The sequence below is a fragment of the Pseudoalteromonas sp. 2CM32C genome (genome assembly GCF_023161925.1).
Taxonomy (GTDB): Bacteria; Pseudomonadota; Gammaproteobacteria; order Enterobacterales; family Alteromonadaceae; genus Pseudoalteromonas; species Pseudoalteromonas marina.
Window position 1 is genome coordinate 535011 of sequence record NZ_JALNTI010000002.1, and the last position, 21861, is coordinate 556871.

Below are 21861 nucleotides of genomic sequence, written 5' to 3' on the forward strand. Positions count from 1 at the left end.
CAATTAAAAAAGGTGGCATTTGCCACCTTTTTTAATACCTAAAATTTATAACACTCACGACATTTTACGAATTGTACTCAGCGGTGCTATGCGTAAAATCCAATGCAGGAATGCCCACGGCCAGCTTGGCACAAAGCTGTTGGCTTTTTCTTTATTTATTGCTTTTACCAGTGCTTTGCAGCCAGTTTCGGTATCAACAATAAACGGCACTGTTTTTACTTTTTCGTTTATTTCGCTTCTTATAAAACCTGGATGTACACAGCTTACTTTTATAGGCGTGTGCATTACATCTATGCGTATCCCCTCACTTAATGAGGTAATAGCCGCTTTAGTGGCGGCGTAAACGGTCATGGCGCGCCTAAAACCACGTACAGCACTAATAGATGAAATAGTCACTAAATGACCATGGTTTTGCGCTCTAAAAATTTCCATTGCGGCCTCAGCTTGCGCAAGTGCGGCCACAAAGTTAGTTTGTGCGGTTTGTTTATTGGCATTAAAATAACCCGTACCAATAGAAGCCCCCTTGCCCATACCAGCATTTATAATCACTCTATCAAGGCCGTTAAGCTCATCTTTAAAGGCGTTAAATACGCTAAATACTTGTTCGTGGTCGTTAACATCAAGCACTTTTATGCTAATGGTTATATTTGGGTTTATTTGTTCAAGCTCACTTTTTAGCTGCTCTAACAGCTCAAAGCGCCGAGCACATAAAGCTAGATTACAACCTTGTTTTGCAAACTCTTTTGCCATGCCTTTGCCTAAGCCTGAACTTGCACCTGTTATTAGTATGTTTTTGCGCATAATTAGATCCTTAGGTGTATGTAATTAATCTTCGTTGTGGGTGGCACTCTAAAAAGTGATGTTCGTTTAAACTGCTAATGCTTAACTGACGGTTTGCCCCTTTGCCGCGCGCCACTACTTTGGTTACGCCTGCGTTTACTAAGCTCCAATTAATATCAATAAAGCGCTCGAGCTTTAGCCCCATTAAATGGCTGGTTATAATGCTAATAGGCCCGCCAGAGGTATAAATAAGTACCTTTTTACCGTGGTTTTCATTGGCTATTTGTTCAAGCGCGCCAAGTACACGGGCAGTAAATGCATTAAAGCTTTCGTTATATTGAGTGCTGTCGGGATTGAGTACCCATTGCTGTATGGCGCTAATAAATACCGTTTTAAAGTATTCCATCGGCTCGGCTTGCTTGCTAAGTGCCGCGCGAACTTGGCTTGGGGTGGCAAGCTGTGGGTTATAAACGGCTAAGATATGCTCGTGATCGTATTCGTTTAATCGCGCATCGTTTATTACCACAGGCGTATTATTAACACTTGCTAAACTAAGCTCTGCAGTTTGATTATGGCGCAGCATAGTGCCTGCAAATACAGCATCGGGTGTTAGCTGCTTTTTAGCTAAATATTCACCCAGTAGTGTGGCTTGCTGTTGCCCTTTTGTTGAGAGCGTATCGTAATTATCAGCCGAAAAACTGGCCTGCCCATGGCGTACTAAATATAAAATACACATTAGACTTTACCTTGGTTGTTAATGGCTTTTTTACAGCGCCATAAAAGGTAATGTACAAACACCCAAAAGTGTTTAAAGGCGGGGTTTTTAGTTTGCCCATGGTGATAGCGGTAATAAATTTGCTGCACAATGCCGGCAAGTCTAAATAGTCCGTACACTTCGTAAAAGGTAAAGTCATCTACGGTTATATTCATTTTTTTACAGTAGTAGGCCACTACTTCTTTGCGCGTTAGCATACCCTCTAAGTGAGTGGGTTGACGACGCGTGGCTTGGGCTAAAAAGTCATCTCCTGGCTCTACCCAGTAAGCCAGAGTATTACCCAAATCCATAAGTGGGTCGCCAAGGGTGGCAAGTTCCCAATCTAAAATACCCAGTACGTTGGTGTAGTCGTTTGCATCAAGCACAACGTTATCAAACCTAAAATCGTTATGTGTTATGCAAATGCGCTCGTTACTTGGCATGTTGTTTTCAAGCCATTTAATTACTTTTTTGCCGCTGGGTACATTCCAAGTTTTAGCTTTAGTAAAGCGCTCGCTCCAGCCGCTAATTTGGCGCTGTGTATAGCCTTCGCCTTTGCCTAAATGGCTTAAGTTGGCCTGTTTGTAATCTACTTTGTGTAACTCTACTAGGCAGTCGAGTACGTTTTCGCACAGCTTTTTAGTGCGCTCGGGCGTGGGGGTTAATCCGCGTGGTAAATTTTTACGCGGAATTATCCCCGTAAGCTTTTCCATAACGTAAAAGTCGGTGCCGAGTATGTTTTCATCGTCGCAAAACGCCTCCATATTTGGCACATAGCCGTAAACTGGTTTTAGCGCCTGCTGAAGTTTAAACTCGCGGCCCATATCGTGTGCGCCTTTGGCTTTGGTGCCTTTGGGCGCACGGCGTAAAATAAGCGATTGCTCTGGGTATTCTAAGCAGTAGGTCCAGTTTGATGCCCCCCCTGCGTATTGAGTAACACTTGGCTTGCCAGTTAATTGTGTAATGTGTTGCTTAAGCCAGGCATCTACTTTTTGTGTGTCGAGCTCTTCGCCTTGGCGTACGTTTTTGGCTTGATCTAATAATTGTGTGTTCATTGCTAGCCTTTATTATTTTGATTTTAAACGTTGCATAGAGCGTGTTTTTTTCAGCATGCTTTTAATGTACCACTCAACGGGGAGTAGTTTTTTCATTAAAAAGGCCTGTTTACCTAATTTATGGGTCAAAATTAAAAATGGGCGTTTGAGTGACTGCGTATAAATAATATCGGCAACTTGTTGTGCGTTTATGGGAGAGCGCTCAAAGGCACGGTTAAGCATGGTTTTCATGGCCGGCTCGCTAGTGCGCATTGATTCATCAAGATTGGTTTTAAAAAAGCTTGGGCACACTGCGCTTACATCTATATTATCGTGGGCGAGTTCAAGTTTTAAGGTTTCGCTAAAGCCAATAACCGCCGCTTTTACGGCGTTATAACTGCTCATAAACGGAATAGGGGTAAGCCCTGCTTGTGAGGCTATATTAATAAAGTAGCCACTGCCTTGTTGCTTAAATACGGGATAAAACGTTTGGCACACCCGCACCATAGAGAGCAAATTAATATCCATAATCCACTGCCATTGCTCAAGCGATTCGCCCTCAAGCGAGCCGCCCGTTGCTACACCTGCATTATTAATAACAATATCTACGCCTTGCCACTTAGTTTGGATAATATCGTAAAGCCCCTTTACATCTGCTTGCTTGGTTACATCGCAGGCGTAAAAAAAAGCATCGGCTTCTAGTGCTTGCAGCTCACTAATGGTTGTGGCTGCACGCTCGGCGTTTATATCTGCAATACAAATTTGTAAGTTAGCGCCCAAATTACTTGCATAACTCAGGGCTAACGCTTTACCCAGCCCTGTGGCTCCACCTGTTATTATTAGTCGTGTTTTCATGGTGTTGCCTTAGCGGTATTTGTTAAGTTCGAGGCGCGAAACCATGCCCATATGTACTTCGTCTGGGCCATCTGCAAGGCGTAAAATACGGCCCATTGCATTAAACGAGGCAATAGGAAAGTCGCTCGACACCCCTGCGCCACCAAACACTTGTATTGCCATATCTGAGACCATTTGCAACATATTAGGCACGACTACTTTTATGCTCGATATTTCGGTCATGGCGTGTTTAACGCCTTGAGTGTCTATTTTCCATGCCGCGTGTAGGGTTAATAAACGGGCTTGATCTATTGCCATACGCGCTTGCGCTACACGTTCTAAATTACCGCCTAATTTAAGTAAGGGTTTACCAAAAGCGCTGCGCGACAGGCCTCGTTTAATCATGAGCTCTAAACAGCGCTCTGCTGCGCCAATTGCGCGCATACAATGATGAATTCGCCCAGGCCCTAAGCGCCCCTGTGCAATGGCAAAGCCTTTGCCTAACCCTAAAATAAGGTTTTGCTTTGGTACGCGTACGTTATTAAATTCCATTTCACCGTGGCCGTAGGGGGCATCAAAATCGCCACAGGCACTTAGCATACGCTTAATGTTTACACCGGGTGTGTTTAGCGGCACAAGTACCATTGAATGCTGGCTGTGTTTATCGTTTTCGGGGTTGGAAAGCCCCATAAAAATAGCCACCTGCGCATTGGGATGACCAAGGCCGGTGGTCCACCATTTTTTGCCATTTAAAATAAGCTCGTCGCCATCAACATCTATGGTTGCTTGCATGTTTGTCGCATCTGATGAAGCGACATCGGGCTCGGTCATGGCAAATACTGAGCGAATATCGCCATTTAATAATGGGGTTAACCACTGTTGTTTTTGTTCATCGTTTGCAAAATGATAAAGCACTTCCATATTGCCGGTATCGGGGGCGTTACAATTAAATATTTCTGAGGCAAATAAGCATTTACCCATTTGCTCTGCAATAGGGGCGTATTCTAAGCATGTTAAGCCTTGGGCTAAATCGGCATCGGGTAAAAATAAGTTCCACAGGCCAGCGGCTTTTGCTTTCGCTTTTAATGGCTCAATGTGCTCACTTAACTGCCAAGTGGTCCAATCGTTTGAATTATTTTTAGCATGGTTATGCGCAACTACTGCTTGCTCAATAGGCAATACGTGTTCATCCATAAAGGCAGTTACACGCTTTAGGTAGTCTTGGCTTTTTTGGCTTGGCTCAAAGTTCATTAGGGTTGCCTGTTTATTTTTTAGTTAACCCAGCATAAAACATTCGCCTCAATGAATTAAATGAAATATATTACCAGTTAAATGTGAATTACATTCATAGTATGAGCGGGTAATAATGATTGAAGCTAAAAATATTCAGCAGTTAGATTTAAATTTACTTAAAATATTTGAATGCCTATACCGTGAAAAAAACATGAGCGAAACCGCAAAGGTGCTTTACATAACGCCCTCAGCAGTCAGCCATGCTATAAAACGTCTGCGCACTGTATTAAACGATCCGTTATTTGAGCGCCAAGGGCAATTAATGCTGCCCACCCCTGCGTGCCAACGTATGGCACCCGAGCTAATAGATTTACTCGAAAAATTACGCCAAGTGCTACAAGCCTGCGGTGATTTTAATTTAGCGACCACTGCACAAACCTTTAAAATAGCCCTGCACGATGCAATAGAGCCTATTGTTTTGCCTAAATTGCAACTTGCACTGGCAAAACATGCTCCCAATGCAAGCTTAGCGAGCGTAAAATTAAGCCGTGAAGATATGCATAAGCAATTAGCTAATCATCAAATAGATATGGCAATTGATGTAGCACGGCCAATAAAAGCGCCCATTAGCCACGCTGTTCTCTCAAGCGATCACTTTTGTGTACTCATGAAAAAAAAACACCCGCTTAAAAACCAACTCAATATAGACAATTATTTAGCGGCTAAGCATGTGGCGGTATCTAACCGGGCAACCGGTACTGTTATTGAAGATATTGCGTTATTGCAATTGAGTTTTAATAGGCAGGTGGCTATACGTTGTCAAAATTATTTTGCCGCGAAAGAGGTAATAAAAGACGCGCCTTTTTTACTTACTTTACCTTCAATGGTTGCCAGTCAATTGTTGGATGACACACTAATAGCAAGGCCTGTGCCCACCACTATGCCTGCTATTTATCAGCATTTATATTGGCATCAAAGTACTGATAAAGACGACGCTTTAATATGGTTACGCGGGCAAGTACAGCATATTTTTAAACGTTAATAGCTATAAAAAAAGCGCCAAACTTAGTGAACTAAAATTTGGCGCTTCACATTATTTTTTAAGCGTTTACAAGGCGTTTGTTTTTAAACTTAAGCCCACCAATTAATAACAGCGGCCCAATAAACATGGCAAGGCCATATACACCACCAGTTACCGCATACTCAGGCTTATTTAAAAAGCTTATAGCAATTAAAATAGCCAGCGATGCGTTTTGAATCCCTACTTCAATGCCGAGTGTTAACGAATCAGTTAAAGATAGTTTTGAAAGCTTTGCTATTAGCAAGCCAATGATCATTGAACCAATATTAAGTGCTATACACGCCCAAAATACATCGTTAAACGAGCTTGCCAGTAAGGCGCGTTCTTTTATTACTAGCGCGGCTATCATGGCAAGCATAAAAAATAACGAAAAACGCCTAAAAAACGGCTCGCTTTTAATCGCAAATTCGCTTTTAAAATGGCGCAGGCTTATACCTATGGCTACAGGCACTAAGGTGATTACGAATAGCCCAAGTGATGTGGTTAATATTGAAAAGCTGGCATCGTCTTGCGGCGCAAATTGGTGCATGGCAAAGCCAATAATAAACGGTGTGGTAATAATGCTAATAGCAGTTGAGGCAGCGGTTAAGCTTACCGAAAGCGCTAAATTAGCTTTTGCTAGCTGGCTCACTACGTTTGACATAGTACCGCCAGGGCACGCGGCTAAAATCATTAACCCTATTGCAATTGGTGTGGGTAAATTAAGTAAATAGCATAAACCTAAAGCCAATAGCGGCATTGCGATAATTTGGCCTACCAAGCCCATAGCAATTGCTATGGGCTTTTTAAAAAGTCTTGTAAAGTCAGTAGTTGTAAGCCCTAAACCCATACCAAACATAATGAGCGCTAAGGCTAGGGGTAATATTATTTCTGTTAAAAAAGATGCATTCAAATTAGGCGACCTCGTTAGTTATTGTTTTTATAGCGAGTACTTCATAGTTAAATGAAAACGGGGTTAACAGCGCCTTTATTTGAGGCTGTAACTCGTTTATTTCGTTTTCATTTACAAAAATATTTGCTTTTATGCCTAACTTTTTATCAGCAAACACATTTATTTGCACGGCTTTGTTTTTTAAATGCGCGTTAATTGCTTCTGTAATGGTTTGTTTTATTTCTAGGCAAACCAGTTCAGGCTTATAAATTTTACCTACTGCGGTCAGTGGTATTTCGTCAATTATATAAATAGCTTTTGGTATTGCTGCTCGTTCAGGTATGTTGGCGCTAACATACATGTTGAGATCATCAAGTTTAAGCGTGCTATGTGGGCTTAGCATGACGTAAAGTACCGGCACTTCGCCTGCGTAGCTGTCTGGGCGTGGCACGGCGGCTGCAAGTGTTACATCGGGGTGGCTGGTTGCGGCATCTTCAATCATTTTGGGGTCTATATTGTGCCCGCCGCGTATTATTAGCTCTTTTTGCCTACCGCATAACGATACATACCCGCTCTCATCTATTTTTCCTAAATCCCCGGTTCTAAAATATTGTTGGCCGTTTTCATCAACTACCCATGCGCCTTGGTTATGCGCATCTTCTACGTAACCCGGAAATACGTTATTACCGGTTATTATTATTTCGCCAACATCGAGTGTTTCGCACATTTTAACAAGCGTGCCTTGCTCGTTTATATCGGCAATTTTAAGCGTAATCCCCGGTATTGGTAGCCCTACAGAAGCCTCTTTATTAATTGGATTTACAGGCATTAACGTACTTACCGAGCTGCCCTCAGTTGAGCCATAACCCTCTACCAGTGGGGTATTGGTGAGTTTAGTAAACAGGGCTTGTAAATCTGATGAAAGCGGCGCGGCCCCACAAATGGCAAACTTCATTTTAAGCGGTGGTACAGTAATTTTTTGCGAAGTAATTTGCTCAACCATAGCAGCGTAAACCGTAGGTACGGCGGTCATAACGGCTACATCGTAATTATTAATTAGGGTGAGCAAGTTTTGAATGATGTTTTTACCCCTAAAGCCAGATGGGCTTGCGAGTAAAATTTTACAGCCTTTCATAACTGAGGCTATGCCCGTGGCTACCGCCGCATTTACATGAAATATAGGTAAGCCTACTAGCATGGTGTCGCCTGCGTTTACTGGCGAAAGTAAATTAACCTGCCCTGCATTGGTGAGCTGGTTTAAGTGCAAGTGCTTTGCAAGTTTTGGCAGGCCGGTGGTACCACCCGTATGAAAATACGCGCACACATCGCTTTGCTCAGGCAAAGTAAAATTAGCTGCTTGCGTATTTTGCGCAGCCAGTAACTTTTTAAACCCATACACGGGTACTTTATTATTTTGCGAGCACGCTATGTCGTCACCAAATAAGCTAATAACCGCTTTTAGGCCGGGTATATGCTCTTTAATTGCCATTACTTTTTGCCAAATATCGCTACCAGGCACTGGGCCTAGGGCAATAATTACTTTGGTATTGGCTGAGATCATAATTTCTTTCATTATGGACTCATCAAGCAAGGGGTTTATGGGGTTTGCAATGCCTGCGGCCTCTGCTGCCCAAAGCGATACATAGGTTTCTGGAAAGTTAGGTAACACCAGCGAGGTTACCTCGGTTTTAGTAATACCCAACGAGTGCAATGCATTGCCAAGCCCTGTTACGTTTTTTGCGAGCGCTTTGTAACTCATTTTACGGTGCGGATTAGCAAAGCTTTTGCCTTTAAAGGTCATTAAAATGCGGTGAATAAGCTTTTTTGTAAACGGAATTTGCGCTTCGCTAATACAGTCGCCATCTAAAATGTATTCAATAGCGGTTGCATCACCAAAGTTTTTTGCCGATTGTAAAATGGCATGATAAGTAGAGCGAGGAAGTTGCGCTGGTGATATTTCAGCAAGGTTTAAATTGCCAACATCGGCTTGGTTTTTAATTGTTGTTATAGTCATAAAACTCTCAACGTATTTTTATAATGTGTGTTTGCGTGTGAGTGCATGGTGTTTAACGCGGCTTTGGGTGTGTGGGCCATTACCGCGTAAAATTTAGTCTATCAAAAACTAAGTTATTGCCATTTTTTAATCTAAAAAACTGTTATCTTGTGCAGCAACGACCTGATACATGGGCTGAAAGTTCCCCCATGTAACCAGCTCTGAGCCATTGGCTTGTTTTGTATGTAGTGCTACCTCGTGCGAGATAAGCTTAGGCTCGCCTGCGGCTTGTGCTAATAACTGGCTTTGGCAGCAGCTATCTAGCAATACAAAATTGGCAACTGCAGCATCAACCGACGAACCAGCGGTAAGTAAACCATGGTTTTGCAAAATAACAGCGCAGTGATCAGCCAGCGATTTAGCTATCATGTCGCCCTCTTCGCTCTCGGCCACTACGCCGCTAAATACATCAAATACGCTGTGGTTTTCGTAAAATACGCAAGCATCTTGCGAAATTGGTTTAAGTAACTCTCCTAATGCCGAAAACGCACGGCCATAACGAGTATGGGCATGGGCTACTGCGTTTACGTCGGGTCGTGCCATATGTATGCGTGAATGAATAGCAAACGCCGCATTATTAATCGGTGTGCTGCCTTCAATAATATTACCTTTATGATCAACCCGAATAAGATCTGACGCTTTAATATGCGCAAAGTGCATACCTACGGGGTTTACCCAAAATGTATCGGGCTCTATGCAGTCGCGAAGTGTTATGTGCCCCGCAAGCCCTTCATCAAAACCGTACATAGCAAATACTCTAAAGCCCGCGGCTAGGCGTTGTTTTTCGTAGGTGCGTTGCTCGTTTAGGGTGTTAAATTTAGGCGGCATGATAAGTTTAAATTTATCGCTGCCTATGGTCATTTTTGCGGCTTGCTGCTCTAGTGTATTGCTCATAATAATCCTAAATTAAAGTCTATTGACTTTAGTTTAGTCTCGCTTAAGATAAATAGAAGTGATGTTAATTAATGGTTAAACATAAATGCTATGCATGGAAAGATAGATTTAAACCTGTTTGTAATACTTAAAACAGTATACCAAGAGGGGAGCATTACTAGTGCTGCAGATAAGCTGCATTTAACGCAACCAGCAGTTAGCCATGCGCTTTCGCGCCTAAGAGATAAGTTTGACGACCCCTTATTTATTCGCCATGGTCGGCGTATGGTGCCCTCGCCTTTTTGCCAAAAAATAATAGCCCAAGTGATTGAGTCGGTGCAGGCATTAGAGGCAACCATGAACAACGAGCGGCTTTTTGATATAGCCGCCTTTAAGCGCGAAATTAAATTTGGCTTTAGAGATATTTTAGAATCGATATTTTTTCCGCCGCTAATGAGCGACCTACTTACAAACACCCCTAATATTACAATTAACAGCCGACAGGTTTCGCATGTTGATATGGAAAAATCACTCGAAAACCAAGAGCTAGATATAGTCATTGATGTGCTTACCCCAACGAGCAACCATATAAAAAATACCTTTATTTGTAATGAGCATTTTTCGCTAATTTGTAGGCACGATCATCCCATATTAAATGACTTAACCGTACAAAGTTACGCAAAGGCATCGCACGCGTTGGTGTCGTTAAAAGGTGCGCAGGTAGATATTATTGATATGGCGCTGGCAAAGCATGCACTTGCCCGTAATGTAGTGCTTAAATGTGAACATTATTTTGCGGCGACTAAAGTGATTAGCCAAAGCGACATGATAATGACCATGCCAAACGCGTACGCGCAGGTATTAAAAGAGCAAATGCCAGTGCATGTAACTAGCTTGCCGTTTGATGTGCCGTTAATGCCAGTGCACATGTATTGGCACGAACAAGCCGATGACGATTTAGTAAATAGTTGGATGCGAGAAAAGCTGCTAGGTTTAGCCCAGCAACTTATCCCTGCTGACAAACTTAAAAGCGATAACTAAATTGTGCGTGATAACTGCGCCCACGCTCTGATAAAAAACGGTGTGCGTAGCTAATTACTGGCACATCGTTGGCCTGCGAAAAAGTGTGCTTATCGGTTAGGTTTTTAGCTAATAACGACACCGACCAATCTCCCTCACTGCTTCCTAGTTCTATGCGTAAATTTAGCTTTTCAAAAGCGCTTTGCTTGGCTATTGGGTCAAGATCTTGCTCTAAAAAGTAATCATCACTAAAGTTAAGTGCTAAATTACTGCTTAAAGTAAGATTTGAAAATACCTCGGTATTGTAATCAATTGCTATATTGCCTGAGTAGTCGGGAGCAAACGCGCCAGTTTGCCCGGTTAAATCTTGGAATGCTTGGCCAAGTAGTTCGCTTTGCATAACTGTTGGCGAGGCACTGGCGTATTGCTCGTATTCAAAATCAAGCACAGCAAGGTTTGCCGATAGCTGCCAACTTTGATTTATTGCCCAGCGCGAATCGAGCTCAATCCCTTTTACTTTGGTTTCGGCAGCATTTTTAACTACAAATGCATTACCATTAAATTCAGATACTTGTAGGTCATCGTACAGGGTGTAAAACAGTGTAGCGTTTACTTGTAGAGTATTTTTAATTGGCTCGGCTTTAATACCAAATTCAAAATTAGTGGCTTTTTCGTCGTCAAACTCAAAGCCTGAATTTTCATCAACCGTATTACCTTGCGAGCCATTTAAGCCAGAGCCATCAAAACCACCGGCTTTGTAGCCTATGCCAGCGCTTGCAAATAACATGGTGTTGTTAAACCCTAAATATTGCACACTAATATTGGGTGATAAGTGTGATTCATCACGCTTAGCGTTAAGGTTATGTACCCCCGCGCCTGAGAGCTGCCCTGCAATAGTGGGCGCAGCGGCATTGGCAAATTGTTGTACGGTTTGCGGTGTGTTGGGCTCAAATACGCTATACACACTTTGTACGCTGCTTACTTCTTTTTCTTCTTTTTGATAACGCAGGCCAAAACTAGCGCGCCATTGCGCGTTTACATTCCAAGTAAGGGCGGTAAATGCTGAGTAGCTTTGTTGGTCTTGATCAAACAGCGCATTTACGCCCAATGATGTACCTACTAAATCAGGAATAAGTAACGATGCACCAAATAAAATATCGTTTGGGTGTTCAAGCTCGCTGCTCATGTAAAAAATGCCCGCTACGTATTCAAGCGTGCGCCTTGTTGGCGAGCTTACTCTGAATTCTTGCGTAAACTGGTTATAGGTTTCTAAGTAGTCTTGTTTTATAAGCGGGACTTCTGAAAAGTCGGCATCAAAAGTTGAGTCCCAATCATACTCGCTATACGTGGTTACAGAGGTAAATTCGTATTCGCCATGGTTATAGGTTAATTTAAGTGATGCGTTATCAAGCGTGGTTTTACTTTGCTCATTAAGCCCGCCTGGGTGCCCATCGCCCGATACCGTACTTGTGTAATCAAGGCCTGAGTTGTCGCTTAGTAAAAGTGAGCGATAGCCCACGTTTCCCGGGTTTGTTGGATCGCTTGCTATTTGTAAGTCGCGGTTGGGAGTATCGATAATGTATTGATAGCGTGAACCGTGCGACTCAAACTCACCGTGTTCCCATTTAAATAATGCATTTATATCATCGTTTATTTGCCAATCTATTGATAATCGCGCACCTGATGAGTCGTTAGATTGCTCGTCGCTTTGGCGCGCTTGGTTATATAAAAAGCCATCAACAGAGTGGTCAAACGCGGCAATACGTATGGCTAAATCATCGTTAATAGGAATATTTATAACGCCGGTAAAACGCTTTTCGTTGTCTGATCCAAACTCTGACGATACGGTGCCCTCAAGTACATCGGTTGGCGAATTTGAGATCATACTAAAGGCACCTGCTGTGGCGTTTTTCCCAAACATAACCGACTGCGGGCCTTTTATAAGTTCAAGGCGCTGCATATCTAAAAATGGAAATTTAGCCTGATGCCCGCGCCCTAAATACACGCCATCTTTATACATAGCAACCGATTGCTCAAAGCCTGAGTTAGTACCCGAGCCTATACCGCGTACAAAAATACGTTTACTGCTTGAGGTTTCGGTTATATGCACGTTAGGTAGGTTTTCGCTTAGGGCGAGTAAATCGTCAACACTGTTTTGCTCGAGGTAATCGCCAGAAAGCGCTTGAATAGAGGTAGGAATATCTTGCAGTGATTGCACCCGCTTTTGCGAAGTGACGGTAATGGTTTCAAGCTCACTTTTATTTACTTTATTCTCGGCGGCTTGTGCCATACCCACGCTTAATGCGCTGAGCGTAAATAGAGTCAGTGCTTTTTGCTTTAAAAAAGCTGGCTTTAAACGTGTGTGTGATTGTGTGTGTTCAGTTGTCATAGCTGCAACTCCATTATAGAGGTTATTTTTATTGGATAATTTTGCGTCTATTTCATACTGACGAGTCTTAAAATAAATAACAGTGATGTTTATTTATTCAACACTATTAGTAATATTTATAGTTAAGCGAAAAAGTGTTGTGTTAAATGGGGTTATAGCAGGTTTAAAGTGGGTTAAAAAATACTTGTGGATTAGCGGTTTTATTAGCGATTGCCGAGCTTGGAGTGTTTGCTGCATTGATAAAGGCGGTAAGCTGTGGTGCATTTTCGCAAAAAATAATATCCAGTGCTAAACGGTTTTTGCCGTATAAGCCTCGGTGAATCATATTGGCTGAAAATAGCAGTAAGTCACCCGCATTAAGTTTAATAACTTTGCCTGTAGTTAAGTTATCGCTTGGCAGTTTATTATTTTTTGCAAGACGTACATTTAGCTCCTCTGGTGTATCCCAATTTTTATGCGAATGGGGCACAAGCTCTATACCTGGCTCGTCTTCAAGGGCTAACCGGCAGTGCACTACGTCGGGCCCGTTTAACGCAGCTTGTTGCTCTTGCACATTTAAATGGTATTGCATATCGCGATGCCAATAGTTTTTTTGTGTAACATTAACGGGATTAAAAAATAACTGAGTATTTAAAAACAGTGGCTCACTAATCGCCAGTTCTACACGCTTAATTAATTTATCACCAGCAATTAAATTAAATAAGGCTTCGTTTTGCTGCGCCGTTAAATACTCACTATTTGTTATGCCTGAGCTATTAATTGCACGGGATTGATAAAACTCACGGTTATTAGCCTTCCACTTTGTATGGAAGCTTAGGGCGTGTTGAACTTTGATGGTTGAATTTGCAGCAGTATGTTTGGTTTTTAGGCAAGGCAGAGCCTATGAAGTGTGGTTATTCCACATAAATAGGCGATAACGCAGCATAAATGCCAAACATGCGCTGCCCTTTGGGTTCTGCCTAGGGGCGATAAACTCTTTGTTGCTCGGTTTTTACTTAGCCCACTAGGTTACAAACCTCGCGCCGCGATTTAATCGTCCCTAGATTGAACAAATTTCAATCCGCAAAGATCAACACGCCCTAATTATTGGCTTAATTTTATTTAGCTCTTCGGGGCTGTAAAGCCCCTTTACAAGCATATAACCGTTTGATTTATAGCTATTCATTGTGGCTTTTTGTTTAATATTTTAGCAACACGCTCAGCAAGTTCTGGCAGTACATCTTGTGCAAACCATGGATTCTTTTTAAGCCAAATATTATTGCGAGGGCTTGGGTGCGGTAATACTAAATATTGTGGCCAATACTCACGCCACGATTTTACTAACTCGGTTAAAGGCCTGTTTTTAGTATGCGGTAAATGATAAGCCTGTGCGTATTTACCGAGCACGATTGTCAGTTCTAAATTTGGCAGAGCGGCCAGTAATTGCGCTCTCCATGCGGGTGCACATTCTTTACGCGGAGGTAAGTCGCCCGACTTACCTTTACCTGGGTAGCAAAAGCCCATAGGTAAAATAGCTACTTTTTGCGGGTCATAAAACTCATCAACACTTAGCCCAAGCCATTCGCGTAGGCGGTTTCCGCTAGCATCGTTAAAGGGCTTGCCAGTTTCGTGTACTTTTATGCCCGGTGCTTGGCCGGCAATTAAAATACGCGCATTGGCATTAAATTGTATAACGGGGCGAGCACCTAACGGTAAATGAGGTTCACAGATCACGCATTTACTAACTTGCTCAATTAAATTGATCGGATCCATATAAATTTGGCCTTAAATGCTTAAATGCTTAAATGCTTAAATGCTTAAATGCTTAAATGCTTAAATTTTGTTCTAAATGGCCATTTAGACCTAATGAGTTGGTAAAAAATCGGTTTATTTTACTCAAATTAGTTATTAGTTGGTAAAATTGTGATCTCATCTAAAAATAACAACTAATCACTTGATATATTTATTGTTTTTCTGACCATACGGCAAATTCGTTACCACTAGGCTCGGTAAAATGAAAGCGGCAACCACCGGGGAACTCAAAAATAGGTTTTACTATTTTGCCGCCATATTGCGCTACTTTTTTATAGGTTGCGTGAATGTCGTTACTGTAAAACACCAGCAGTGCGGCTCCATGTTGAGTAAGTGATTTAAGCGGTGCTTTAAAAAAGCCACCATCAAGTCCTTGGCCGCTAAACGCCGTATATTCTGGGCCGTAGTCGGTAAATTGCCAGTTAAACACGTTAGTAAAAAAGTTTTTTGTGGCTGATAAATCGCACGTGGGAAACTCTACATAATTTAGTTTTTCGTGGTTGCTCATTTTAAATTTACTCTTTGGCTTGCCAGTATTGACCACTGTAAACCTTCGTTATTAGCTAAGCAATAACCCTAAAAGAGCAGAGATCAGTATTTTACCAACATGCTAGGGATTAATGTAAAATTATCTATAATATACAAATGAGAATCACTATCTTTTGCATTTGTAAGCTTTATAATAACCCCTTATTTTTATCCTCGTATTTGAATAAGGGATTTGTTAACTATGCAGGCACCTCTGCACATAGTACCTTTTACAAAAACTAACCTAGCTGCGCTTTTAAAGGTGGCCCAAAGCTATAGAGTGTTAGTATTTTTGCGTTTTATTATTGCCATAGTGGGTGGCTATGCGTTTACCTCAGCGTGTATTTCATTATTAAGTGTGCTGCTGCCTATTGCTAAGCAAGATGCCGTATTACTGTGTGTGTCTATCAGTATTTTAATTTACGCCGCAGTGTTTATTTATGCGTTTTCGGTTAAGTCGTTAAAAACTGCATGGATCAGTATTTTACTAAGTACCGGTTTTTTTGTTGCTGTATTGGCGTTACTGAAGGGTTGGCTATGAAAGACAGCTTTTTTAGGTCGATGACCTGGCTGCATACCTGGGTGGGCTTACTTACCTGTTGGATTATTTACGTAATATTTTTTGCAGGTACAGCGAGTTTTTTTAGAGACGAAATAAACCTCTGGAATCAACCTGCTATACACAATGTGCAAGCCCAAACCGACAGAGTGGCCGCGCAAAGGCAGCAAATTATAAAGGGCTTTGATTATTTAAATCAGCACGCTGCAAACTCCCCTAGTTGGCGTATTACCTTGCCCGAAGAGCGAATACCGTATTTAGTATATGGCTATGCAAAACCTAAAGAGCCAGGACAGCGCCGCAGCCAGTTTGTAAATACCCAATTAAACCCAAACACCATGCAAGCGCTGCCCGCTTTTGTTGAAACCAAAGGCGGTAACTTTTTTTATCGCTTGCATTATCAGCTTTATTATTTAGATGCCATAACAGGGCGTTGGGTAGTGTGCTTTGCCAGCTTTTTTATGCTGCTGGCAATAATTTCGGGCGTGGTTATTCATAAGCGCATATTTAAAGATATGTTTACTTTTAGGCGCAATAAAGGGACTCGTAGCTGGTTAGATGCGCATAATTTAAGCTCGGTACTTGCCTTGCCGTTTCATTTAATGATTACCTACACAGGCATTATTACGCTTATATTTATGTTGTTCCCCTACCCTGCGTTAACGACCTACGACAAGGGTATGCGTGGCTTTTTTAACGATGTAACACCTAGTAATAACGTGACTAATAACGCCCAAGGCAGTGCAGATTTGCTCCCTATAAACACTATTTTGGATCAAGTTTATACTAAGTGGCCTAGTGCAGATATTACGCGTGTTCAGGTTAGTAAACCGAATATGGCCGCTTCAACAGTAACGGTATTGGTAAGCCCTGCAAAGGTGCTTCGCGATCAATCTCCGCGGCTTTTGTTTAGTGGTGCTACCGGCAAATTAGTTGCACAAACTGATGACGAACTTAGCAGTAGTAAAGCACTTTATGAATCACTTAACTCTATGCATACAGGGCGCTTTGCTACGCCTTTACTGCGCTGGTTATACGTACTTTGCGGTATTGCAGGCTGCGTAATGATTGGCTCTGGCTGCATAATGTGGGCTAAACGCATACGCGAGCGTAATAAGGGTAAAGACTCATTTGGCTTACAATTAGTCGAAGGTTTAAACCTTGCCACCATTATGGGTTTACCACTGGCTACCTGCGCCTTTTTTATTGCCAATAGATTACTTAGTCCAACCGTAGCAGGGCGTGGTGAAAAAGAAGTTACAGCGTTCTTTTTAGCATGGTTAGTGGTTGCTGTTATGGCACTTTTAAAGCGCGATAGGCTGCTATGGCGTGTAATGGCTGCCATAAATGCCCTCGCGTGTTTGAGTGTACCGGCAATAAATGCGCTTACCACACAGGGTAATATAGTGAGCTACCTACTTAATAAACAATGGGCTTTGTTTATTTTCGATGCGGTATTTTTACTGTTTAGCATACTGTTTTTAGTACAAACCGAAAAATTACGTACTGCTTCTAGCGCTTCTAAAAAAACAGCTAATAACCTAACCAATAATAAAAAGAGGCAAAAAGCATGATTGATTTACTTAGCTTTAGCCTCTGTTTGTTTGCTTTTAATGGTTTTGCTTTGGCAAAACCAGTGCATTTTAAAACGGTGTTTACAACGCGTCCCTCTAAGCTGCAAAGTAATTTGCTGCTAATAGTTGCTTGGATCAGTATTTTACTAAGTTTATTGTTCTGTGTTGTTACGCAGCAAGGATATGGAGCTTTACTGTTTTGTGGTTTTATGGGGTTAAGTGTATTAATTATAACGATTTTTTATAATTTTATAAAAAAGTTGATTAAGCCATTTAGCTTTTTAAATATGTTACTGATCGGCTTTTCAGGGCTATTATTGGTAGTAAACCCACTTTAGTTAGTAAAAATCTGATCCAAAGAAAGCCATTAATTTTAGGCAAAAAAAATGGCAAGCTATAAAGCTTGCCAACAATAGGGGGGGATATTCAGTATGTCCAACACTTGCATGTCTCGTTGCAAGTGCAGCTAATATAGCGCCGACATATTTAACTTACTTTACAGTAAGGTGATCGTTTTATTACAGCTGTAACAATCATTAGCACAACAACTGTAAAGCCCCTTTACATAGCTAAATAGCCTACTGTTTAACCCAAATAATTTGTTCTGTGGCAAAGCCTAGTTTGTTTGCTTTAGCTATAAAATGCTGTTTAAGCTTGTCACTAACGGTAGGTGTACGTGATAAAAACCATAAAAAGTCTCGGTTGTAACTGGTTATAAACGCATATTGGTAGTCGTCTTGGTCTAATTCAAAAATTACGTAAGCACCATAAAATGGGCCAAAAAACGAGACTTTAAAATGGCCTGTGTCAGTCCCTTCTACAAATTTTGCTAAGCCTTCTGCTTCATCCCACTTTTGCTCTTTAGTTATGAAACCTTTGTTGAGCACTTTTACTGTGCCGTCGTCGTTTACTGTGTAAGTTGCGGTTACTTGCTCCATGCCCTCTTCAAATGAGTGATCAAGGCGGGCGATTTCGTACCACTTACCTTTGTACTGCTCAAGGTCAAAGTTTTTAACGGGGGTAATTCCTTCAGGTGCACTTGTGCAGGCAGTGAGTAAAAATAACCCTGTAATAAGTAAAATAGTCGTAATGGCCTTCATGAAAGCTCCTTTTTAAATGTGATGCAGTTTGTACGGCTTTAACCAAATAAAGTTTGCTAGCCGATTAAAATAAATTGCTATAGGATCAGTTAAATACTAGAGCAATTAAAAGATTTAAGCATGAAAATATGGGTAGATGCCGACGCATGCCCTGTGGTAATAAAAGAAATACTTTTTAGAGCCGCTGAGCGCACGCAAACACCAACCATTTTAGTGGCTAACCATGCAATGCGCATTCCGCCTTCAAAATTTATAAGCCGCGTACAGGTTTCGAGCGGGTTTGATGTGGCCGATGACGAAATAGTAAAGCGTGTAGAAAAAGGCGATTTAGTTATTACTGGCGACATCCCCCTTGCCAGTGAAGTTATTGATAACGGTGGCCAAGCACTTAACCCGCGTGGTGAGCTTTACACGCCAGAGAATATTCGCTCGTTATTAAACGTGCGCGATTTTATGGATACCATGCGCTCAAGCGGCGTAGAAATGAGTGGCGGGCCACCACCGCTTAGCCAAACCGACCGCCAAAACTTTGCCAATAACCTCGACCGTATTTTAGCGCAAAAAAAGGCGAGCTAGTGTGAGTGAGCAAGCTATTGGCCTAGGTGAGCATGATTTTAATGTAGGCGTGTATGTCGCAAAAGCACCGCCTATGCCCTACTTTGAAACCCTGCAAAGTGTTGAGCCTGTAATAAACGAGCAAATAAATACCATAAACCAGCACTGTGGTAATGGCTGGCGTAAAGTGTTTAACGTATACGCTAAAGTATTGTTTGCGCTACCGAGTGAGCATTACAGCTTTGCTAAACAAGCCGATAGCTGGCAAGCGTATCGCGATACATTTTTACTGCAAAAAAACAGTAAAACAGCGCTGCTATTTAGTGTCCCCATTATTAACGGCACTAATAAAAACCAGCTGCATATTATTGCTGGGCGAACCCATGCTAAAAACTTATTACAGCAAGGTAAGCTTAATGCGCAATTTAATTGGCTAGACGATGAGTTTGCAATTGATACAACGAATAACATTATTGTGTGCCCGTACTTTGATTACAGGCAGTTAAGTAATATTAAAATAGCCCGATTAAGCGGGCTTGTAGCTAAGCTTAAAACAGCTAATTAAAAATGTAAGGAGTCAACATGGTGGGAATTTTAGAGCTAAATACGTTATTAAAATCAATGAACCCCGAGCTTAAGCAGGGTGAATATATATTTTGCTGTTTAGCAGGCGACCTTGCTGACTACGTTCATTTAAACCCGCTTGCTAGTTACGTTGAAGAAGAAGGCCTAACCCTTATTTTAAATGCAGATACCGCCGATAAAGCCGGTATTACTTACGAAGGTAAATATAATTTAATAACTCTTAATGTGCATTCAAGTCTGGAGGCTGTTGGTTTAACCGCTGCGGTATCGGCCAAATTAACCGAGCATAATATTAGCGCCAATGTAGTGGCTGCGTTTTATCACGACCATATTTTTGTACAAACCGATAAAGCGCAGGCGGCGCTATCTGCGCTTAAAGAGATTGGTTAAACTTAATTTCATTAAAAGTCCCCGGTTCTGGGTTGTTTAACGTTCAGTAACCGAGCTTTTAATATTTTTAATTACACTATAGATTCAACAATTTTCAATGCTTTAAGTTCGTTTTCGTGGGTTATGCCATCAGCTTCAATTACTTGCTTAAGAAGCTCTAAAACAAACACCCTCATTGGTTGGTCAATAATGTGCGACATACGGTGTTGAATAAATGACTCTATTTCGTTTGTTTGTACCGCTGAAACACATTTTTTAGTCATTTCTATTATGTAATTGTCTATTTCTATTGCTGAGTTCCATTCAATTTTTTGTGCCCAAGCACTCACTACATTTAGCTCTTCGTCAGCAATAGAACCATCAACAGTGACAAAAAGTAAAGCGAGGTCTAATAACGACTCTTTTTGAAGTTGCTCAACACACACGCCCATATCAAAATTATTTAATAACTGTTCAAACTTCATAGTGCTTCCTTGATGGATAAAAATACTGCTAAAGAGCTTATACCAAAGCACACCAAAAAGTAATTTTAATGGGTTTGTTTAATTGCAACATTTTGTAAGTAATTAATAATACGAGCCTTGAAGCTAGGTTAGCTTTTGGTGTTATTTATATTTAGGCAAAAGCTGTCATTAGTCGCTTCTAGCTTTACTTTATTTCCTGTTTTTACTCTTACACAGCGAGTACTTTTCGGCAGTTTTTTCTTTTGAATTACAATGAATTCGCCGTTATCTACATCGTTAAGTGTGTATTGATATGCTGTGTTACCGCCTTCAAATAATGCCGTAAAAAGCCCGCCAATCAATGCTCCGGCAATTGCACCGCTGATCATATCTTCGGTGTTACCATCTAAATCCTCGGCTAAACCAATGCCTGCACCAACCATGATTCCGGTTCCGGTTCCGATTTCTGATGACAGCTTTACCTTTTCAATTGATTCGACCGTAGCATAGTAATGCTTAATGATATGACCTTGGTCATCGCGATCAACGCCCTGAGAGGCACAGCCAGACAGTAATAAAAGGGCAATTAAACTTTTTTCATGATTATTCTCTGTGTTGGTAATGAGTATAATCATATTCACTAATTAGTAATAAAACTGTGAGAGCTTTGTTTGTACCTGTTAGAAGATGTAAGAATGTGTTCAAAGGAAAACACCGACTGAAGCCAGGTCGGTGCTAAGGTTAAGACTATTTAACAACGTATCCGCTAAACCCCAGCGCTTTAAAATAAAGCTTAGGAATACCGTATTTGCACTCGTTAAGTAATTCACTTAAGCGCATTCTATCAAGTGGGTAAAACTCACTTTCTAAGTTTTGAGCTGTGTAGGCCTGCCCTGCGTCACTTAAACCTAAATCGGCACACACAGTAATTTGTGCTTCGCGCTCAAAGTCGGTTTCGGGTTTCATTAAATCGCTAATAAATAAGTTTGCGCCTTTATTTAAATTAGCTTTAATGTTTTTGAGTAGCTGCTTTTTGCTGCCGTCGTCTTTTAAAAAGTGCATTACGAGTAGGCATAGCGCCGCATCGGCCTTAGTAGATAGCTTATCAAGCTCGCCTTCAATAACGTTAACGCGCTTTGCTATGCCGTGCTCTTCAAACGCTTGTTTAGCAATTGCGAGCATATCACTTGAGGTATCTTGCGCGGTAAATTGCCAAGTAGGGTTAAGCGCGGCAAGGGCGAGTATTTCTTTACCTGTACCGGCTCCTACTACTAAAATATGCGCGTTGTCTCCTAACGTAGCGAGTAGTTGTGAATTGGTTAGTTGGTGTAATAGCTCATAACCAGGTACTAAGCGGGTAATGCGACTATCGTAATGTGTTGCTTGCTCGCCTGTAAATGTCGGCATTTTTAAC

The 21861-nt window shown here is 41.5% G+C and carries 24 protein-coding genes; 8 read left to right on the forward strand and 16 right to left on the reverse strand.

The annotated features are described in order from the left end of the window. Positions 1–54 precede the first annotated feature (54 nt). The 5 genes from MTF67_RS06280 to MTF67_RS06300 are packed head-to-tail and all read right to left on the reverse strand — an operon-like array spanning position 55 to position 4653. On the reverse strand, positions 55–801 hold the full coding sequence (locus MTF67_RS06280; protein ID WP_171036111.1) for an SDR family oxidoreductase: 747 nt from the start codon (positions 799–801) through the stop codon (positions 55–57). A gap of 10 nt (positions 802–811) precedes the next feature. Next, complete coding sequence (locus MTF67_RS06285; RefSeq protein WP_248519025.1) at positions 812–1516, reverse strand: histidine phosphatase family protein; 705 nt, start codon at positions 1514–1516, stop codon at positions 812–814. Beyond that, complete coding sequence (locus tag MTF67_RS06290; protein ID WP_248519026.1) at positions 1516–2589, reverse strand: phosphotransferase family protein; 1074 nt, start codon at positions 2587–2589, stop codon at positions 1516–1518. The genes MTF67_RS06285 and MTF67_RS06290 overlap by 1 nt, the downstream gene beginning before the upstream one ends. Positions 2590–2601: 12 nt before the next feature. Continuing rightward, positions 2602–3423 (reverse strand): SDR family oxidoreductase, encoded by an 822-nt coding sequence (locus MTF67_RS06295; RefSeq protein WP_248519027.1) that lies wholly within the window; start codon positions 3421–3423, stop codon positions 2602–2604. 9 nt (positions 3424–3432) lie between these two features. Beyond that, a complete protein-coding gene (locus MTF67_RS06300) occupies positions 3433–4653 on the reverse strand; it encodes an acyl-CoA dehydrogenase family protein (protein WP_248519028.1) in 1221 nt (406 codons plus the stop codon). Positions 4654–4768: 115 nt separating this feature from the next. Here MTF67_RS06300 and MTF67_RS06305 point away from each other — a divergent pair, with 115 nt between their 5' ends. Next, positions 4769–5677 carry a LysR family transcriptional regulator gene (locus MTF67_RS06305; RefSeq protein ID WP_248519029.1) on the forward strand — a complete coding sequence of 303 codons (909 nt, stop codon included), beginning with the start codon at positions 4769–4771 and terminating at the stop codon, positions 5675–5677. Positions 5678–5735: 58 nt separating this feature from the next. Here the strand turns inward: MTF67_RS06305 and MTF67_RS06310 are convergent, their stop codons facing one another. The 3 genes from MTF67_RS06310 to MTF67_RS06320 all read right to left on the reverse strand — a co-directional run bounded on the left by MTF67_RS06310 (position 5736) and on the right by MTF67_RS06320 (position 9534). Further along, a complete protein-coding gene (locus MTF67_RS06310) occupies positions 5736–6608 on the reverse strand; it encodes a bile acid:sodium symporter family protein (protein ID WP_248519030.1) in 873 nt (290 codons plus the stop codon). A 1-nt stretch (position 6609) separates the two neighbouring features. Continuing rightward, a complete protein-coding gene (locus MTF67_RS06315; protein ID WP_248519031.1) occupies positions 6610–8601 on the reverse strand; it encodes an AMP-binding protein in 1992 nt (663 codons plus the stop codon). A 126-nt stretch (positions 8602–8727) separates the two neighbouring features. Further along, entirely contained in the window at positions 8728–9534 is an 807-nt protein-coding gene (locus MTF67_RS06320; RefSeq protein ID WP_248519032.1) for a class II aldolase/adducin family protein, read from the reverse strand. 90 nt (positions 9535–9624) lie between these two features. Between MTF67_RS06320 and MTF67_RS06325 the strand changes: the two genes are divergently transcribed. Further along, the gene (locus tag MTF67_RS06325) at positions 9625–10554 is read left to right on the forward strand and encodes a LysR family transcriptional regulator (RefSeq protein WP_006793287.1); all 930 of its coding nucleotides are present in this window, start codon (positions 9625–9627) and stop codon (positions 10552–10554) included. On the opposite strand, the gene MTF67_RS06330 is transcribed toward MTF67_RS06325, so the two are convergent. The 4 genes from MTF67_RS06330 to MTF67_RS06345 form a co-directional block, all read right to left on the reverse strand. Further along, positions 10538–12922: a TonB-dependent receptor gene (locus MTF67_RS06330; RefSeq protein ID WP_248519033.1), complete on the reverse strand. Its 2385-nt coding sequence runs from the start codon at positions 12920–12922 to the stop codon at positions 10538–10540. The two genes, MTF67_RS06325 and MTF67_RS06330, sit on opposite strands and share 17 nt — an antisense overlap. Positions 12923–13085: 163 nt before the next feature. Next, positions 13086–13799: a phytanoyl-CoA dioxygenase family protein gene (locus MTF67_RS06335; RefSeq protein ID WP_282447130.1), complete on the reverse strand. Its 714-nt coding sequence runs from the start codon at positions 13797–13799 to the stop codon at positions 13086–13088. Between the two features lie 284 nt (positions 13800–14083). Then, positions 14084–14674, reverse strand: a complete 591-nt coding sequence (locus MTF67_RS06340) for a uracil-DNA glycosylase family protein (protein WP_248519034.1) — start codon at positions 14672–14674, stop codon at positions 14084–14086. Positions 14675–14864: 190 nt separating this feature from the next. Further along, complete coding sequence (locus MTF67_RS06345; RefSeq protein ID WP_008132867.1) at positions 14865–15221, reverse strand: VOC family protein; 357 nt, start codon at positions 15219–15221, stop codon at positions 14865–14867. Between the two features lie 222 nt (positions 15222–15443). Here MTF67_RS06345 and MTF67_RS06350 point away from each other — a divergent pair, with 222 nt between their 5' ends. From MTF67_RS06350 to MTF67_RS06360, 3 genes are read left to right on the forward strand one after another with little or no spacing between them, the layout of a single operon-like run. Next, on the forward strand, positions 15444–15782 hold the full coding sequence (locus MTF67_RS06350; RefSeq protein ID WP_008132868.1) for a hypothetical protein: 339 nt from the start codon (positions 15444–15446) through the stop codon (positions 15780–15782). Then, positions 15779–17374 carry a PepSY-associated TM helix domain-containing protein gene (locus tag MTF67_RS06355; protein WP_248519035.1) on the forward strand — a complete coding sequence of 532 codons (1596 nt, stop codon included), beginning with the start codon at positions 15779–15781 and terminating at the stop codon, positions 17372–17374. The genes MTF67_RS06350 and MTF67_RS06355 overlap by 4 nt, the downstream gene beginning before the upstream one ends. Further along, positions 17371–17712: a DUF3325 domain-containing protein gene (locus tag MTF67_RS06360; protein WP_248519036.1), complete on the forward strand. Its 342-nt coding sequence runs from the start codon at positions 17371–17373 to the stop codon at positions 17710–17712. Before MTF67_RS06355 ends, MTF67_RS06360 begins: the two co-directional genes overlap by 4 nt. Positions 17713–17952: 240 nt before the next feature. Here the strand turns inward: MTF67_RS06360 and MTF67_RS06365 are convergent, their stop codons facing one another. Beyond that, a complete protein-coding gene (locus MTF67_RS06365; protein ID WP_006793295.1) occupies positions 17953–18474 on the reverse strand; it encodes a lipocalin family protein in 522 nt (173 codons plus the stop codon). Between the two features lie 120 nt (positions 18475–18594). On the opposite strand from MTF67_RS06365, the gene MTF67_RS06370 reads away from it, so the two are divergent. The 3 genes from MTF67_RS06370 to MTF67_RS06380 are packed head-to-tail and all read left to right on the forward strand — an operon-like array spanning position 18595 to position 20004. Beyond that, positions 18595–19050, forward strand: a complete 456-nt coding sequence (locus MTF67_RS06370; protein ID WP_004588273.1) for a YaiI/YqxD family protein — start codon at positions 18595–18597, stop codon at positions 19048–19050. Between the two features lies 1 nt (position 19051). Continuing rightward, complete coding sequence (locus tag MTF67_RS06375; protein WP_039037304.1) at positions 19052–19594, forward strand: hypothetical protein; 543 nt, start codon at positions 19052–19054, stop codon at positions 19592–19594. 17 nt (positions 19595–19611) lie between these two features. After that, positions 19612–20004, forward strand: coding sequence for an ACT domain-containing protein (locus tag MTF67_RS06380; protein WP_138740693.1), 393 nt, complete (start codon positions 19612–19614; stop codon positions 20002–20004). 71 nt (positions 20005–20075) lie between these two features. Here the strand turns inward: MTF67_RS06380 and MTF67_RS06385 are convergent, their stop codons facing one another. The 3 genes from MTF67_RS06385 to MTF67_RS06395 form a co-directional block, all read right to left on the reverse strand. After that, positions 20076–20468: a hypothetical protein gene (locus MTF67_RS06385; protein WP_006793298.1), complete on the reverse strand. Its 393-nt coding sequence runs from the start codon at positions 20466–20468 to the stop codon at positions 20076–20078. A 128-nt stretch (positions 20469–20596) separates the two neighbouring features. Next, positions 20597–21082, reverse strand: a complete 486-nt coding sequence (locus MTF67_RS06390) for a hypothetical protein (RefSeq protein WP_248519037.1) — start codon at positions 21080–21082, stop codon at positions 20597–20599. 112 nt (positions 21083–21194) lie between these two features. Continuing rightward, complete coding sequence (locus MTF67_RS06395) at positions 21195–21854, reverse strand: class I SAM-dependent methyltransferase (RefSeq protein ID WP_248519038.1); 660 nt, start codon at positions 21852–21854, stop codon at positions 21195–21197. Positions 21855–21861 lie beyond the last annotated feature (7 nt).

Coding starts and splice junctions, on each gene's coding strand:
- MTF67_RS06390 (WP_248519037.1), bottom strand. CDS start 21,082: ATGATTATACTCATTACCAACACAGAGAATAATCATGAAAAAAGTTTA.
- MTF67_RS06355 (WP_248519035.1), top strand. CDS start 15,779: ATGAAAGACAGCTTTTTTAGGTCGATGACCTGGCTGCATACCTGGGTG.
- MTF67_RS06330 (WP_248519033.1), bottom strand. CDS start 12,922: ATGACAACTGAACACACACAATCACACACACGTTTAAAGCCAGCTTTT.
- MTF67_RS06280 (WP_171036111.1), bottom strand. CDS start 801: ATGCGCAAAAACATACTAATAACAGGTGCAAGTTCAGGCTTAGGCAAA.
- MTF67_RS06295 (WP_248519027.1), bottom strand. CDS start 3,423: ATGAAAACACGACTAATAATAACAGGTGGAGCCACAGGGCTGGGTAAA.
- MTF67_RS06350 (WP_008132868.1), top strand. CDS start 15,444: ATGCAGGCACCTCTGCACATAGTACCTTTTACAAAAACTAACCTAGCT.
- MTF67_RS06385 (WP_006793298.1), bottom strand. CDS start 20,468: ATGAAGTTTGAACAGTTATTAAATAATTTTGATATGGGCGTGTGTGTT.
- MTF67_RS06325 (WP_006793287.1), top strand. CDS start 9,625: ATGCATGGAAAGATAGATTTAAACCTGTTTGTAATACTTAAAACAGTA.
- MTF67_RS06345 (WP_008132867.1), bottom strand. CDS start 15,221: ATGAGCAACCACGAAAAACTAAATTATGTAGAGTTTCCCACGTGCGAT.
- MTF67_RS06315 (WP_248519031.1), bottom strand. CDS start 8,601: ATGACTATAACAACAATTAAAAACCAAGCCGATGTTGGCAATTTAAAC.
- MTF67_RS06305 (WP_248519029.1), top strand. CDS start 4,769: ATGATTGAAGCTAAAAATATTCAGCAGTTAGATTTAAATTTACTTAAA.
- MTF67_RS06370 (WP_004588273.1), top strand. CDS start 18,595: ATGAAAATATGGGTAGATGCCGACGCATGCCCTGTGGTAATAAAAGAA.
- MTF67_RS06320 (WP_248519032.1), bottom strand. CDS start 9,534: ATGAGCAATACACTAGAGCAGCAAGCCGCAAAAATGACCATAGGCAGC.
- MTF67_RS06360 (WP_248519036.1), top strand. CDS start 17,371: ATGATTGATTTACTTAGCTTTAGCCTCTGTTTGTTTGCTTTTAATGGT.
- MTF67_RS06340 (WP_248519034.1), bottom strand. CDS start 14,674: ATGGATCCGATCAATTTAATTGAGCAAGTTAGTAAATGCGTGATCTGT.
- MTF67_RS06365 (WP_006793295.1), bottom strand. CDS start 18,474: ATGAAGGCCATTACGACTATTTTACTTATTACAGGGTTATTTTTACTC.
- MTF67_RS06290 (WP_248519026.1), bottom strand. CDS start 2,589: ATGAACACACAATTATTAGATCAAGCCAAAAACGTACGCCAAGGCGAA.
- MTF67_RS06300 (WP_248519028.1), bottom strand. CDS start 4,653: ATGAACTTTGAGCCAAGCCAAAAAAGCCAAGACTACCTAAAGCGTGTA.
- MTF67_RS06380 (WP_138740693.1), top strand. CDS start 19,612: ATGGTGGGAATTTTAGAGCTAAATACGTTATTAAAATCAATGAACCCC.
- MTF67_RS06395 (WP_248519038.1), bottom strand. CDS start 21,854: ATGCCGACATTTACAGGCGAGCAAGCAACACATTACGATAGTCGCATT.
- MTF67_RS06285 (WP_248519025.1), bottom strand. CDS start 1,516: ATGTGTATTTTATATTTAGTACGCCATGGGCAGGCCAGTTTTTCGGCT.